Origin of the sequence: Dickeya sp. ws52 (assembly GCF_007210685.1) — a bacterium.
Classification (GTDB): Bacteria; Pseudomonadota; Gammaproteobacteria; order Enterobacterales; family Enterobacteriaceae; genus Dickeya; species Dickeya chrysanthemi.
Genome location: NZ_SZVX01000002.1, coordinates 189,438 through 204,243, shown reverse-complemented (window position 1 = coordinate 204,243; position 14,806 = coordinate 189,438). Strand labels below are relative to the sequence as shown.

12 protein-coding genes are annotated in these 14,806 nt (G+C 50.8%); 4 read left to right on the top strand and 8 right to left on the bottom strand.

Annotation, left to right across the window (positions count from 1 at the left end):
• Positions 1-75 precede the first annotated feature (75 nt).
• On the top strand, positions 76-771 hold the full coding sequence (gene queC / locus FDP13_RS02780; protein ID WP_012770734.1) for a 7-cyano-7-deazaguanine synthase QueC: 696 nt from the start codon (positions 76-78) through the stop codon (positions 769-771).
• A gap of 100 nt (positions 772-871) precedes the next feature.
• On the opposite strand, the gene FDP13_RS02775 is transcribed toward queC, so the two are convergent.
• The 8 genes from FDP13_RS02775 to bolA form a co-directional block, all read right to left on the bottom strand.
• A complete protein-coding gene (locus FDP13_RS02775; RefSeq protein WP_143838519.1) occupies positions 872-1,252 on the bottom strand; it encodes a helix-hairpin-helix domain-containing protein in 381 nt (126 codons plus the stop codon).
• A gap of 138 nt (positions 1,253-1,390) precedes the next feature.
• Complete coding sequence (gene ppiD / locus FDP13_RS02770) at positions 1,391-3,271, bottom strand: peptidylprolyl isomerase (protein ID WP_143838517.1); 1,881 nt, start codon at positions 3,269-3,271, stop codon at positions 1,391-1,393.
• A 254-nt stretch (positions 3,272-3,525) separates the two neighbouring features.
• Positions 3,526-3,798, bottom strand: a complete 273-nt coding sequence (gene hupB, locus FDP13_RS02765; protein WP_012770737.1) for a nucleoid-associated protein HU-beta — start codon at positions 3,796-3,798, stop codon at positions 3,526-3,528.
• 194 nt (positions 3,799-3,992) lie between these two features.
• Positions 3,993-6,356 carry an endopeptidase La gene (gene lon, locus FDP13_RS02760; protein WP_143838516.1) on the bottom strand — a complete coding sequence of 788 codons (2,364 nt, stop codon included), beginning with the start codon at positions 6,354-6,356 and terminating at the stop codon, positions 3,993-3,995.
• Between the two features lie 189 nt (positions 6,357-6,545).
• Complete coding sequence (gene clpX / locus FDP13_RS02755) at positions 6,546-7,820, bottom strand: ATP-dependent protease ATP-binding subunit ClpX (RefSeq protein ID WP_012770739.1); 1,275 nt, start codon at positions 7,818-7,820, stop codon at positions 6,546-6,548.
• A gap of 127 nt (positions 7,821-7,947) precedes the next feature.
• Positions 7,948-8,571, bottom strand: a complete 624-nt coding sequence (gene clpP / locus FDP13_RS02750; protein ID WP_012770740.1) for an ATP-dependent Clp endopeptidase proteolytic subunit ClpP — start codon at positions 8,569-8,571, stop codon at positions 7,948-7,950.
• Between the two features lie 388 nt (positions 8,572-8,959).
• Positions 8,960-10,264 (bottom strand): trigger factor, encoded by a 1,305-nt coding sequence (tig, locus tag FDP13_RS02745; protein ID WP_143838514.1) that lies wholly within the window; start codon positions 10,262-10,264, stop codon positions 8,960-8,962.
• Between the two features lie 310 nt (positions 10,265-10,574).
• Positions 10,575-10,889 carry a transcriptional regulator BolA gene (gene bolA, locus FDP13_RS02740; RefSeq protein ID WP_012770742.1) on the bottom strand — a complete coding sequence of 105 codons (315 nt, stop codon included), beginning with the start codon at positions 10,887-10,889 and terminating at the stop codon, positions 10,575-10,577.
• Between the two features lie 317 nt (positions 10,890-11,206).
• Between bolA and FDP13_RS02735 the strand changes: the two genes are divergently transcribed.
• The 3 genes from FDP13_RS02735 to cyoA all read left to right on the top strand — a co-directional run bounded on the left by FDP13_RS02735 (position 11,207) and on the right by cyoA (position 14,802).
• A complete protein-coding gene (locus FDP13_RS02735; RefSeq protein WP_012770743.1) occupies positions 11,207-11,785 on the top strand; it encodes a lipoprotein in 579 nt (192 codons plus the stop codon).
• A gap of 58 nt (positions 11,786-11,843) precedes the next feature.
• Entirely contained in the window at positions 11,844-13,313 is a 1,470-nt protein-coding gene (ampG, locus tag FDP13_RS02730; protein ID WP_143838512.1) for a muropeptide MFS transporter AmpG, read from the top strand.
• A gap of 535 nt (positions 13,314-13,848) precedes the next feature.
• The gene (gene cyoA / locus FDP13_RS02725; protein WP_027712833.1) at positions 13,849-14,802 is read left to right on the top strand and encodes a cytochrome o ubiquinol oxidase subunit II; all 954 of its coding nucleotides are present in this window, start codon (positions 13,849-13,851) and stop codon (positions 14,800-14,802) included.
• Positions 14,803-14,806: the final 4 nt, after the last annotated feature.

The following is a 14,806-nucleotide window of genomic DNA, read 5'->3' as shown; positions in this document are numbered from 1 at the left end:
AAGTACTATAACCGCCGGAATATATTTGACGGATAGCAGCTGTCTGGCTGCACCTACGTATGAAGGAAAACAAAAATGACGAGCGCAGTTGTGGTGTTCAGCGGCGGTCAGGACTCGACTACTTGCCTGATACAAGCATTGCAGCAGTACGATGACGTTCATTGCGTCACCTTTGACTACGGACAGCGACACCGCGCTGAAATCGATGTCGCCGCCGCACTGGCGCAAACGCTTGGAGCCAGAGCGCATAAGGTGCTGAATGTCGGTTTGCTCAACGAACTGGCAGTGAGTAGCCTGACTCGCGACAATATACCGGTCCCCGAGTTTGACGCGACTGCCGATGGATTGCCGAGCACCTTTGTTCCCGGTCGAAACATTCTTTTTCTGACATTGGCCTCGATTTACGCCTATCAGGTTGGAGCAGATACCGTGATTACCGGCGTCTGCGAAACCGACTTTTCCGGTTATCCTGATTGCCGGGACGAATTCGTCAAGGCATTGAATCAGGCGGTAGCATTGGGCCTGGCCAAAGACATCCGCTTTGTCACGCCGTTGATGTGGCTCAACAAAGCGGAAACCTGGGCGCTGGCGGATTATTATCAACAGCTTGAGACCGTGAAAAACCATACGCTCACCTGTTACAACGGCATTAAAGGAACGGGATGCGGACAATGCGCCGCGTGTCACCTGCGGGCTAAAGGGCTAGCGGAGTATCAGCGGAATCCGGCAGCGATAATGGCAGCACTGAAACATAAAACCGGGTTGAAATAAGCGGTATCAATAACCAGACAAGACCATACTTATCTGGTATCGAACTTTCGCTCTCGTCGGGGAATAGCAAGCGAACTCGTTTCCCCGACGATAAGCCGACTTACAGACGCAGACGGGACTGATTGCGTTCGATCAATGCACTGCCAATTCCCGGTACTTCCTGCAGTTGTTCGATTTGGGTAAACGGCCCGTTTTGCTCACGATAAGAAACTATTGCCTGCGCCTTCTTCAGGCCCACACCATTCATTACCGTAGCCAGTTGTTCCGCCGTTGCCGTGTTAATACTCACTTCTTCCTCATCTGCCGCTACCAAAGGCTTAGCCGCTTTTTCCACTTTCGAATCCGCAGAAGGGGATTTTGCCGCCGTGACGCTGGTTTTATCCGGCGCAGGCGTGGTGGGTGAGGCGTGAAGCCACGTCGAGACACCGGTCAGGCTCATGCCTACAATAAAACATAACGCTTTGATTCCTGAGTTTTTCATGCTGTTTCCTCCTTGTGTTTGACAGCATGGCTACAATGCCCGAGTACTCGACACACGGCAAACAGCAAACTCAAAATGTGGAAAAGGCCGCGAAAGCGGCCTTTAAGCATTGCAGTGATTTGCAGAATTCTGCGAGGCTTACTGCACTTCTTGTGCAGCATTACCGTACTTGATCTTCGCCTGACTGCGCAGGCTGGTCATCAGTGTATCAAACAGCGCACCAACGTTACTCTGTTCAATCTGAGCGCCGAACTGTTTCTTCTGAGCGTCAGGTAACACATGAGGTTTCACGGCATCCAACACTATCAGTACGATATTCCCAGATTGATCCTGAGCTACGGCGTAAGACGGCTTATCTTTCTTCGGTTGCGCCATCGCAAACACGGTTTCTGCCAGTGCATCGGTCTGCCCCATAGAGGACATCTCTTTTACTGCACTGAAACTCAAGCCAGCAGCAGCCATGCTATCGGTTTTACCCTGGTAGAGATCAGCCAGAATCTTTTCGGCTTCCACTTTGGCTTGCTGTTCGGCTTTCTGGCGTTTCAGCGACTGTACGACCTGCTCACGCACCTGGTCCAACGGTTGGGTCGTTTCCGGTTTATGCTCGGTTACACGCAAGACAAATGCACGATCGCCTTCCACGCTAATCACATCCGAGTTATTACCCGGCGTGCCGTTCTCACCCACCAGAGAGCCGCCCAAAATAGCCTGAGTAACCGGCTGGAAGTTCAGTGCGGCGGGAACATTATCACGCGTAAACCAATCAGTCTGAACGGATTTGATATTGGCGACTTTCTCAACTGAAGCCAGCGACTCATTATCGTTGCTGGCAGCTTCACTGAGCTTCTGCTGCAAGGAATAAAATGCATCCAGCGCCTTCTCGCGTTTTACCTTTTCAGACAAATCGGCACGAACCTCATCCAACGCCTTAACGTGCTGCGCCTGGACATCATCCAAACGAATGATCAGGTAACCGACTGAAGATTTAACGACATCCGACACTTGGCCTTTCTGCTTCAGCCCAGCCTGCTTGATTTCATCGACGGTAGAGCCATCGTCCATCCATCCAAGATCACCGCCATTACGACGGGAAACAATGTCGGTGGATTTGTCTTTGGCCAACGCAGCGAAATCCGCGCCTTTCTTCAACTGTTCCAGAACAGCCTTGGCATCTGCCTCGGTTTTCAACTGAATAACACTGTATTTCTTACGTTCCGGCTGAGTGAATTCACTTTTATGCTGTTCATAGTAGGCAGCGATATCATTACCATCTACCTTGGTTTTATCCATGATAGACGCCGCATCCAGCATGATATAACTGACTTTGAACTGCTCCGGCGCCAGATAACGCGCTTTGTTCTGATCATAGAAATTTTTTACTTCTTCATCAGAAACAGCCTGGCTCTTGATTCGTGCACCGAGATCAATAGTTGCCGTACGAACGGTACGATCTTGCGCCGCTATCGCCACCAGGTTATCAAGCTCCTGCTGCAATACGAAGTCGGTATTGCCCAACCCGCGAATCAACTGCTGAGTCAATAACTGTTTACGCAGGAACTGTGCATACGCATCTGGGGTTAGGCCCAGTTGACGCACCTGCGACAGATATTTTTCATTATCAAACCGGTTATTGGTCTGAAATTCGGGTACGGAGAAAATCGCCTGTTTGACCTGCTCGTCGCTAATATTTAGCCCCAGATTATGGGCATACTGCACAACCAGCGTTTCATCGACCAGTTGCGACAACACCTGCCCGCGCAACTGCTGCATATACCCTTCGTTCGCGGCCAGTGCAGAGAAATTATCTCCCAGCATTTCCTGCTGGCGACTGCGCTCATTCTGTACCCCTTGCTCAAGCTGAGACCGGGTAATCTCCTGCCCATTCACTTTGGCCGCGTAATCACCTGAACCTCGAATCAGGTAATCCCCCACACCGGTCAACACGAACGAACCAATAATCAAGGCAAGAATAATTTTCAGCACGACGTTGTTAGCGGCCGCGCGTAAATTGTCCATCATAATGTGACAACACTCCGCTGTAGAATGGATAACACTTCCCCTGCGCAAGCCGTAGCCATACATCCCTGCTATTGCTATAGCTGCATCCGGCTAGGGCGCATTCAAGTATTTGCCTGATAACAGTAATCTTAATTACCTGTAAAAAAAGGCACATCATACCATGATGCGCCTTATATCTTACCTTACCCATCGCGCCGAGTCAGGTAGTGTTTGGACTGGAAAACCGTCCTCACTCAGATTTTGCTACTTAATCATTAATTCACTGAATCTTTCAGCGCCTTACCAGCGCGGAAACCCGGCACTTTAGCGGCCGGAATACTGATTTCTTTCCCGGTTTGAGGGTTACGGCCGGTACGCGCCGCACGCTCACGCACGGAAAACGTACCAAAACCGACTAAAGCAACGTCATCCCCGGCTTTCAGAGATTCGGTAACAGACCCAATAATTGCATCCAACACACGCCCTGCTGCCGCTTTGGAAATATCAGCATCTGCGGCAATTTTGTCGATCAATTGTGACTTGTTCACACTCTCATCCCCTCTGAAATACTGTCATTACGCCAGAGCGCCCAGCGCAACACGTAGCTTTATCTATTCAGTCAAACCACAGGCTACCAACCAACAGGCTCAACAGTGCTCTAACTTAGCGACACGAAAAAAGGCTGGCAAGCACCATTTCACTTACCAGCCCTTATTTTCTCAGTGGTTTTTGCGATAGCTCACTATTTTTTAGCCGTCGACTTTACCACGTCCATACCGTAAGGCGCGTTCTGCAAAGCAAGAGTCAGCACTTCTTCAATGCGTTTTACCGGATGGATATCCAGATCGGCAATCACATTCTGCGGAATCTCTTCCAGATCGCGCTTGTTCTCTTCCGGAATCAGCACAGTCTTAATGCCGCCGCGATGTGCAGCCAGCAATTTCTCTTTGAGTCCGCCAATCGGCAATACTTGGCCACGCAGGGTGATTTCTCCGGTCATCGCCACATCCGCGCGCACCGGATTCCCCGTCAGGCAGGACACCAACGCTGTGCACATTGCGATACCGGCGCTCGGCCCGTCTTTCGGCGTAGCACCTTCCGGCACATGCACGTGGATATCACGTTTTTCATAAAAGTCGGAATTGATGCCCAGCTTTTCTGCTCTGGCGCGAACCACGGTTAATGCAGCCTGAATGGATTCCTGCATCACCTCACCCAACGAACCGGTATACGTCAGCTTGCCTTTACCCGGCACGCTGGCGGTTTCAATGGTCAGCAGATCGCCGCCCACTTCCGTCCAGGCAAGGCCGGTCACCTGACCGACACGATTTTCTTCATCGGCACGGCCATAATCGTAACGTTGAACGCCGAGATACTCTTTCAGATTATCGCCGGTAATCAGGATATGCTTGATAGCTTTATCCATCATTAACGATTTTACTGCTTTACGGCACAGCTTGGAGATTTCGCGCTCCAGACTACGTACCCCAGCCTCACGGGTGTAATAACGAATGATGCCGATGATGGCGCTATCTTCAACAGTCAGCTCGCCTTTCTTCAGGGCGTTACGCTCAATTTGCTTCGGCAGCAAGTGCTGACGCGCGATATTGAGTTTTTCATCCTCGGTATAGCCGGACAGTCTGATCACTTCCATACGATCCAGCAACGGCGCCGGAATATTCATGGAGTTCGACGTCGCGACGAACATCACGTCAGACAGGTCGTAATCCACTTCCAGATAGTGATCGTTAAACGCGACGTTCTGTTCCGGATCAAGAACTTCCAGCAATGCAGAAGCCGGATCGCCGCGCATATCGGAAGACATTTTATCGATCTCATCCAACAGGAATAATGGGTTTTTCACCCCCACTTTCGCCATCTTCTGGATCAGCTTACCCGGCATGGACCCGATATAGGTACGGCGATGACCGCGAATTTCCGCTTCATCACGTACGCCGCCCAACGCCATACGAATATACTTACGACCGGTCGCTTTAGCTATCGACTGCCCTAAAGAGGTTTTACCCACCCCCGGCGGCCCAACCAGACACAAGATTGGCCCTCTTATCTTGCTGACACGGCTCTGCACCGCCAGATACTCGAGGATACGCTCCTTGACGCGCTCCAGACCGTAATGGTCGCTGTCCAGCATCTCCTGAGCCTTGGTCAGATCTTTCTTCACTTTGCTGCGCGCTTGCCACGGCACCTGCACCATCCAGTCGATGTAGCTGCGCACCACCGTCGCTTCCGCCGACATCGGCGACATCATGCGCAGTTTCTGCAGTTCCGCTTCCGCTTTTTCGCGAGCCTCTTTCGGCATATTGGCAGAATCGATTTTGCGTTTCAGCGCTTCCTGTTCATCAGGCGCATCATCCATTTCACCCAGTTCTTTCTGAATAGCCTTCATCTGCTCATTCAGGTAATACTCGCGCTGACTTTTTTCCATCTGTTTTTTGACGCGACCACGGATCCGTTTTTCTACCTGCAGCAGGTCAATCTCGGATTCCATCATCGCCATCAGGTATTCCAGACGCTCGGTGATGTCGGACATTTCCAGTACGGACTGCTTATCCGCCAGCTTCAACGGCATGTGCGCGGCAATGGTGTCGGCAAGGCGCGCTGCATCATCAATACTATTAAGAGACGTTAATACTTCAGGGGGAATTTTCTTGTTCAGTTTGATGTAGCCTTCAAACTGATTGACGGCCGTGCGCATGAGCACTTCCTGCTCACGCTCTTCAATTGCCGGCGACTCCAGGTATTCCGCCTGAGCCGCAAAATGCTCTCCGCTATCAGAGAGTGTCGTGATACGCGCGCGCTGCAAGCCTTCCACCAGCACCTTAACAGTACCGTCAGGCAGTTTCAGCATTTGAAGAATAGAGGCGACCGTCCCTACCGAGAAAAGATCGTTAACACCAGGCTCATCCGTTGAGGCTTCTTTCTGTGCCACCAGCATGATCTTTTTATCGTGATCCATAGCCGCTTCAAGGCACCGAATTGATTTCTCCCGACCAACAAACAACGGAATGACCATGTGCGGATAAACCACCACATCGCGCAACGGCAATACGGGGATTTCTATGCGTTCGGAACGCTCAGGGTTCATAGAGCTCTCTCTTAGTTTCGTTTCCGCCAGGTTAAGGGAATTCCGTGAAACGCGTGCATCACGGGCTTCGCCTATAGGTAATCGAGTATATGGGGATAAATATCTCACATTCAACGACTGAACGTGTGTAAAAAAAAATGGGGGACTAAATTCCCCCATTTTATCGTTTACCGTTGTTTTTTAGGCTAATTATTCACCAGACGCCTGTTGTGCTTCAGGCTTACCGTAAATCAGCAGCGGCTCGCTCTGCCCTGAAATGACAGACTCGTCGATCACCACTTTATCTACGTTTTCCAGTGAAGGCAGATCGTACATCGTCTCCAGCAATGCCGCTTCCACGATGGAACGCAACCCACGTGCGCCGGTTTTACGTGCCATCGCTTTCTTGGCAATGGCCGTCAGCGCTTCGTCCCGGAACTCCAGTTCTGCGCCTTCCAGCTTAAAGAGCGCCTGATACTGTTTGGTCAGCGCATTCTTCGGTTCACGCAGGATCTGGATCAACGCTTCTTCATCCAATTCCTTAAGCGTTGCTACTACCGGCAAACGGCCGATAAATTCGGGAATAAGACCAAACTTAATCAAGTCTCCCGGTTCAACCTGGCTCAGCAGTTCACCTTCCGTCGCTTTCTGAGACACGCCTTTCACTGTCGCGTTGAAACCGATACCACGACCGGTATCCGTGCGCTGTTCAATGACTTTGTCCAGCCCGGCGAATGCACCACCACAAATAAACAGAATTTTGGAGGTATCAACCTGCAAAAACTCCTGCTGTGGATGCTTACGGCCACCTTGCGGCGGAACAGCGGCGATGGTGCCTTCAATCAACTTCAGTAACGCCTGCTGCACCCCTTCCCCCGACACATCGCGAGTAATGGAAGGATTGTCCGATTTACGAGAAATCTTGTCGATTTCATCGATATAGACGATGCCGCGTTGCGCTTTTTGCACATCGTAATCACACTTCTGCAACAGCTTCTGGATGATATTCTCAACGTCTTCGCCCACATAACCGGCTTCGGTTAATGTCGTGGCATCAGCCATAGTGAACGGCACATCCAGAAAACGGGCCAGCGTTTCCGCCAGCAGCGTTTTCCCGCTACCCGTCGGGCCGATCAGCAAAATATTGCTTTTGCCGAGTTCGACGCCATTATTGCCGTCACTGGTGCGCAAACGTTTGTAGTGGTTGTAGACAGCAACCGCCAGTACCTTTTTCGCCTGCTCCTGACCAATGACATAATCATCCAGATGATGACGGATTTCGTGTGGCGTCGGTAACGCGCTGCGCTCACGGTGTGGCGCTACTTCTTTAATTTCTTCGCGAATAATGTCGTTACACAAGTCAACACATTCATCGCAGATATACACTGACGGCCCGGCAATCAGCTTACGAACCTCGTGTTGGCTTTTGCCGCAGAAAGAACAGTACAGCAGCTTCCCTGAACCGTCTTTGCGCTTATCTGTCATGAGTCAAACCTCTTCTTTAGTCTCTTGCCCGCAGGCCAACCACATAGCCATCACGCCACAACAAACGCCAGCCGACTATCACTCAAGCCGGCAACCCGCGACCTCGGGCTATTTCGCATCCATGGCGTTATTCACGATGGGTCAGAACGGAATCCACTAACCCATAGTCTACTGCCTCGGCGGCAGAGAGGAAACGATCACGCTCAGTGTCCCTTTCTATCATTTCAAGAGGCTGGCCGGTATGTTTGGCCATCAACTCATTCATCCGGGCTTTAACCTTGAGAATCTCTTTGGCATGAATCTCAATATCCGTCGCTTGTCCCTGGAATCCCCCCAACGGCTGGTGGATCATCACACGGGAATTCGGCAGACAGAAACGCTTGCCTTTTGTCCCCGCCGTCAGCAGGAAAGCGCCCATCGATGCAGCCTGCCCCATACAGATGGTGCTGACATCCGGCTTAATAAATTGCATGGTGTCGTAAATCGACATTCCAGCAGTAATGACTCCCCCCGGAGAGTTAATGTACAGGTAGATATCTTTCTCAGGGTTTTCGGCTTCCAAAAACAGCATCTGCGCCACAATCAGATTAGCCATATGATCTTCAACCTGACCGGTCAGGAAGATCACCCGCTCCTTAAGTAGCCGGGAATAGATATCGTAAGAACGCTCCCCACGCGAAGTCTGTTCAACCACCATCGGCACTAAAGCCATGTGCGGGGCCAGTTTTTCTTGTTCGCCACTGTATGACATTAACGTCTCCTAGATAAAATGCATTTGGCGCATATAACCTGATTCTACTTGAGATAGAAAGTGATGACCATGCTAAGACACGCAGTTAGCCATCTCTCCGTGACCGGGATCAGGTGAATTTCCCTGACGATGCAATCTACGCGGCTACCTAACCAGTTGGGGACCGATGCATCCTTTTTCAAGCTTACACCAGTGATTGATTTCGGTTAAAGCGATATCCTGCGCCGAAAACCGGTGGTGGATTGCGCCTTGATGAACCGTTATTAATCATAGTGCAGATTTGGCAGCAGTTGGCGAACGCCGGGTCGCTTGCCGTCTCAGGGAAGAAAAAAGCCCGCAGCGCAAGCTGTGGGCTTTTGAAGAAACGATGCCAGATGAAAAAGCGTAATTAAGCAGCAGTGGTCTGATTCATCAGCTCATTGAAGCCAACGGCTTTCTCTACCACTTTCGCCTTGGACAACAGCGCTTCAATCGCTTGCTCTTCCAGAGCGACGTTGCGCATGTTGTTCATCATTTCTTTGCTTTTCTTGTAGTACTCTACCACTTCACGCGGATCTTCATACGCAGATGCGATTTCATCGATCAGTACGTTGACGCGATCTTCATCCGCTTTCAGTTCGTTGGATTCGATCACTTCACCCAGCAGCAGGCCAACAACGACACGACGTTTCGCCTGTTCTTCGAACAGTTCACGCGGCAGTTCCAGCGCTTGTTTCTCGTTACCGCCGAAACGCTGAGCCGCCTGACGACGCAGTACGTCGACTTCGTTGTCGATCAGTGCAGCCGGCACGTCAATCTCGTTAGCTTTCACCAGGCCGTCAATAACCTGAGATTTCACACGATTACGGATCGCACCTTTCAGTTCACGCTCCATGTTCTTACGCACTTCCGCGCGCAGACCATCCAGAGAACCGTCTTCAACGCCGAAACGTTTGATGAAATCAGCAGTCAGTTCCGGCAGCTCGCGCTCTTCGACTTTCTTCAGAACGATAGCGAATTTGGCATCCTGACCTTTCAGGTTCTCAGCGTGATAATCTTCCGGGAATTTCACATCAATAGTGAACTCATCGCCCGCTTTGTGACCCACAACGCCATCTTCAAAACCAGGAATCATACGGCCCTGGCCCATAGCCAGTACGAAATCGGAGGCTTTGCCGCCTTCGAATTCTTCACCGCCGACAGAACCGGTGAAATCGATGGTTACACGGTCTTCAGCCGCCGCAGCGCAGTCGGTTTCTTTCCAGGTTGCCTGCTGCTTACGCAGGGTATCCAGCATACCATCGACATCAGCGTCAGACACCTCTACCAACGGTTTTTCAACTTCGATGGTGTCCAGACCTTTCAGTTCGACTTCCGGGTAAACTTCGAACTCTACGGAGTAGGTGAAGTCGCCGCCGACCTGATATTCGCCCGGAACATAGTTCGGCGCACCAGCCGGATTGATTTTCTCTTTGATGATGGCATCAACGAAGTGACGCTGCATCAAATCGCCCAGTACGTCCTGACGGACGGAAGCGCCATAACGCTGTTCAACAATTTTCGCCGGCACTTTGCCTTTGCGGAAACCATCGATACGAACTTTTTTAGCCACACTGACCAGTTCGCTCTTAACGGCATTCTCAATGCTGTCAGCAGCAACAGTAATCGTTACGCGGCGCCCAAGGCCTTGAGTGGTTTCAACTGAAACTTGCATCTTGTTACCTCAAAAAATCACAGTGCTCGGTCAACCTCAGAGGCCGTTTTCATAAAGCGCCCTGGGGCGACCTTGCTGATCACAGTCTCACAGAACCAGGACGGCCATTTTACCGGACCAGTTCCCTATAGTCAGAAGCGTCCCGAATACATTCCGGAAAATAAGACGCAACATTATAGCGGCATCGATAGACCGAGTCGAGGAGAGTAACCAGACTATTGGCAGAGGGCTTTCACACTTTTTACTACGAATCAGCGCAAGTCATCTGCAAATCACCGTAAGCGCCTCACCAAACAGATGATCTTATTCTTCAACGCGCTAATCCCGCACCACCACAGGGCGGAGACGAAGGCACCGCCATCTGCAAGTCCAGCCATTCTTTCGGCGTATAAGTATGCAACGCCAGCGCATGTACCGTACCGGCCAGCTCATCAGCCAGCACGCGATAAACCGCGCGATGACGGCCGATAACCCGTTCGCCGGAGAAGTGTTCGCTGACAAGCACTACCTTGAAATGACTTTCAGCGCCGGCCGGCACATTATGACGATAACTTTCATCAATAACTTCAATATGTTGTGGTTCAAACTCAGAACGCAGCTTAGCTTCTATCGTTTCGCGAATCATGGGGTTACCTTTTTCAGGCATCAGTGAAGTTGATCTCGATAAAACGGCTTTATCTTACTGATTGCGCGCTTATCCACTTCAATTTTAGTCATTTTTTGATTATGAATGAGAGTAACTGATTGTTCGGATGAGCAGCGACGCCACTTCGGCATGGCATTATCCGATTACAGACGGCATTCACGTCAGACACCATGGAAAAAACGAATGAGGCTCAGCAGGATACCGGCCAATTTCTGCTCTTTCCCTTGTCCAAGACGATGATATGATACCGAACTATATTTATCCGCCAACCACCGTTTTATGACGAGAAGACACGCATGTTAAAAAAATTCATTTTACCGTTGTTCGCCGCACTCGTGCTGGCGGGATGCGCCAGTAAGAGCAACACGCTGGATGTCACCCCGAAAATCGCCCTGCCGTCGCAAGACCCGACCCTGATGGGCGTAACCATCAGCATCAATGGCGCCGACCAACGTGCCGATCAGTCGCTGGCGCGCGTCAACCGTGACGGCCAACTGGTAACGCTGACGCCATCGCGCGATCTGCGCTTCTTGCTGCAGGAAGTACTGGAGAAACAGATGTCGGCCCGAGGTTATATGATTGGCACCGGCGGCCCAGTGGCGTTGCAGGTGGTGGTGAATACCCTGTATGCCGATGTCTCCGAAGGCAACCTGCGTTACAACATTACGACTCGCGCGGATATCTCCATCATCGCGCAGGCAGCCAACGGCAATAAGCAGATCAAGAATTACCGCGCCAGCTATAATGTACAAGGCGCTCTAACGGCGACCAACAGCAAGATTACCGAGTCGGTCAATCAGGTGTTGAGTGATGTCATCAGCGATATGGCTCAGGACACCAGCATCAGCACCTTCATTAAAACCAACTCCCGGTAATAGTTTATTCTGCCTCACCTTCCCTTGCCCTCTTCAGGGCAAGGGAAAAGGACCTCACATGTTTAGTCGCCTTTTTTCGCTTTTCCGTGAACGTAACAATACCGCACTGCTGATTTTAGGGTTTGCTTCAGGTCTTCCCCTGGCACTCACTTCCGGCACGTTACAGGCATGGATGACGGTGGAAAACGTCGATCTGAAAACCATCGGGTTCTTCTCTCTGGTGGGTCAGGCTTATGTATTCAAGTTTCTGTGGTCACCGTTGATGGATCGCTACACGCCACCGTTTATGGGGCGCCGCCGCGGTTGGTTGCTGGTGACGCAGTTATCGCTGGCGGCGGCGATCCTCTTTATTGGTACGCTGAACCCGTCTCAACATTTATGGTGGCTGGCGCTATTGGCGGTCATCATCGCGTTCTGTTCCGCCTCGCAGGACATCGTATTTGATGCGTACAAGACCGACTTATTACTACCAGAGGAACGCGGCAGCGGCGCGGCTATTTCCGTGCTGGGCTATCGCCTGGCCATGTTAGTCTCCGGCGGTCTGGCACTATGGGTTGCCGATCGTTTTCTCGGCTGGCACGCCACCTACTGGTTGATGGCGGCCCTCTTGTTGCTGTGCACGCTGGCGACCTGGTTATCTCCGGAACCGGTCGTTAGCGAACCCGCGCCACGTTCTCTTGAACAGGCGATCTTCGCGCCGCTGAAAGATTTTTTCAGCCGCAATGATGCCTGGCTGATTTTGATGTTGATTGTGCTGTACAAACTGGGGGATGCCTTCGCCGCCAGCCTCAGCACCACTTTTTTGATTCGAGGAGTGGGCTTCAATCCAGGCGAAGTCGGATTAGTCAACAAGACTCTCGGCCTGTTCGCCACCATCATCGGCGCGTTGTACGGCGGGGTGTTGATGCAGCGCTGGACGCTGTTTCGCTCATTGATGTTATTTGGTCTGCTACAAGCCGTATCAAATGCCGGTTACTGGTTGCTGGCTATCACCGACAAACAATTATTCACCATGGCGTCGGCGGTATTTCTGGAAAACCTCTGCGGCGGCATGGGAACTGCTGCGTTCGTAGCGCTGCTGATGGCGCTTTGTAATAAATCGTTTTCTGCAACCCAGTTTGCCTTGCTATCGGCCCTTTCGGCAGTAGGGCGGGTATACGTTGGCCCAGTTGCCGGCTGGTTTGTAGAGCTGTACGGATGGGCATGGTTCTATCTATTTTCGATTATCATCGCTATTCCAGGGTTGGCCCTGCTGAATATTTGCCGCTCATCACTGGAGCAAGCACAATCAGACGGCGTATTTTTGCAGCGCAGCGCCTATCCGGGCCTGTATAAGCTGGCATCACGACTGTTTTTTATCGGCTGTGCGCTGTTCGTCGGCGGCCTGGTCAGTTGGGGGTTACAAGGATTAGGCTGGCTGGAGAGTACATACATCAAAAACATACTGATGACGGCAGGCGCAACGCTGGCGGCTCTTGCTATCCTGCTTGGCGGCCTGCTTGACTATCTGTCTTCACAGCACAACTAAATTCGCTGGCTATCAATAGCTGCCAGCCCTAATCAGTTTGTGGTGAACGCAGCTGGCTGCGTCCATGAAAGAGCGAAGCCTAGGGAGGGGCCGAGTAATAAAACCAACGCACCTGCAACCTGAAGTATGACGGGTATATCGTTAAAAAACATACCGTCATTACCTATTAGCACTTAATTAAGTTATTTTTCTTCCCGAACGCCTGCCTCTCAAAAACATTTATTTCATTATCCTTAATAATTCCTTCAGCCCATTAATTTGTGCAACGTTACAGAAACGAAATATTAACACCAGACTAAAATAATGTTCAGAAAGAGTTGTAATTCCTGAAAAGCGATACATACTTTTTCATAGGCGGTTTACCCACTGTTTTTAAAAGTAATTTTGAAAAGTGTATCTCATATGTGACATGTCAGGCAAAAGCCGTAAACAACAGACTGACATCTCTTTAATGATGTTTACAGTGCGATAACCTTCCCGTAAAATGCCCGCTCGCGTGAAATGACAATAGAGCCCTTGTAATTGAGGTCGCTAGATGAGACTCAGGAAATACAATAAAATTTTTGGGATGTTGTCTTTAATCGCCGCCACACTGCTTCTCAGTGGTTGCGATATGGCATTGATGAACCCCAAAGGACAAGTCGGGTTAGAGCAACGTTCGTTGATACTGACAGCACTCGGTTTGATGCTGATCGTTGTTATCCCGGTGATCATTATGACGATTGCCTTCGCCTGGAAGTTCAGAGCCTCCAATGAAAAAGCGAAGTACACGCCAAACTGGTCGCATTCAAACAAAATCGAAGCCGTTGTCTGGACGGTCCCTATCATCATTATCCTCATCCTTGGGACGATCACCTGGAAAACCACCCATTCGCTTGATCCTTACAAGCCTCTGGATTCCAATGTCAAACCCATCAATGTTGAAGTGGTGTCTCTTGACTGGAAATGGCTGTTCATCTACCCGGATCTTGGCATCGCCACGGTCAATGAACTGGCATTCCCGACCAACGTTCCGGTCAACTTCAAGATTACGTCCGACACGGTGATGAACTCCTTCTTTATTCCGCGTCTTGGCGGCCAGATCTACGCCATGGCAGGAATGCAGACCAAATTGCACCTTATCGCCAATGAACCGGGCAAGTACGACGGTATCTCCGGCGGTTATAGCGGCAAAGGGTTCTCAGGCATGAAGTTCACCGCCATTGCGACTCCGGATCAGCAAGCATTTGACCAATGGGTTGAGAATGTACGCAAGTCATCCAAGACGCTGAGCACGATGAATGACTTTAACAAACTGGCGAAGCCTACCGAATATCACCCGGTAGAGTACTACTCTCAGGTTCAACCAGAGCTTTTCAGCCAGATCATTAACAAATTCATTGGCAATAATAACATGCACATGCAGCACGGTGCCGAAAGCGAGCCGAAGAAAGAAGAAGGCGCGCAGAACCACCAGGGCATGAACATGAGCGAGCACTCCTCTCATTAAAAGG

Coding starts and splice junctions, on each gene's coding strand:
- FDP13_RS02775 (WP_143838519.1), bottom strand. CDS start 1,252: ATGAAAAACTCAGGAATCAAAGCGTTATGTTTTATTGTAGGCATGAGC.
- clpX (WP_012770739.1), bottom strand. CDS start 7,820: ATGACAGATAAGCGCAAAGACGGTTCAGGGAAGCTGCTGTACTGTTCT.
- clpP (WP_012770740.1), bottom strand. CDS start 8,571: ATGTCATACAGTGGCGAACAAGAAAAACTGGCCCCGCACATGGCTTTA.
- tig (WP_143838514.1), bottom strand. CDS start 10,264: ATGCAAGTTTCAGTTGAAACCACTCAAGGCCTTGGGCGCCGCGTAACG.
- lon (WP_143838516.1), bottom strand. CDS start 6,356: ATGAACCCTGAGCGTTCCGAACGCATAGAAATCCCCGTATTGCCGTTG.
- cyoA (WP_027712833.1), top strand. CDS start 13,849: ATGAGACTCAGGAAATACAATAAAATTTTTGGGATGTTGTCTTTAATC.
- ampG (WP_143838512.1), top strand. CDS start 11,844: ATGTTTAGTCGCCTTTTTTCGCTTTTCCGTGAACGTAACAATACCGCA.
- queC (WP_012770734.1), top strand. CDS start 76: ATGACGAGCGCAGTTGTGGTGTTCAGCGGCGGTCAGGACTCGACTACT.
- FDP13_RS02735 (WP_012770743.1), top strand. CDS start 11,207: ATGTTAAAAAAATTCATTTTACCGTTGTTCGCCGCACTCGTGCTGGCG.
- bolA (WP_012770742.1), bottom strand. CDS start 10,889: ATGATTCGCGAAACGATAGAAGCTAAGCTGCGTTCTGAGTTTGAACCA.
- ppiD (WP_143838517.1), bottom strand. CDS start 3,271: ATGATGGACAATTTACGCGCGGCCGCTAACAACGTCGTGCTGAAAATT.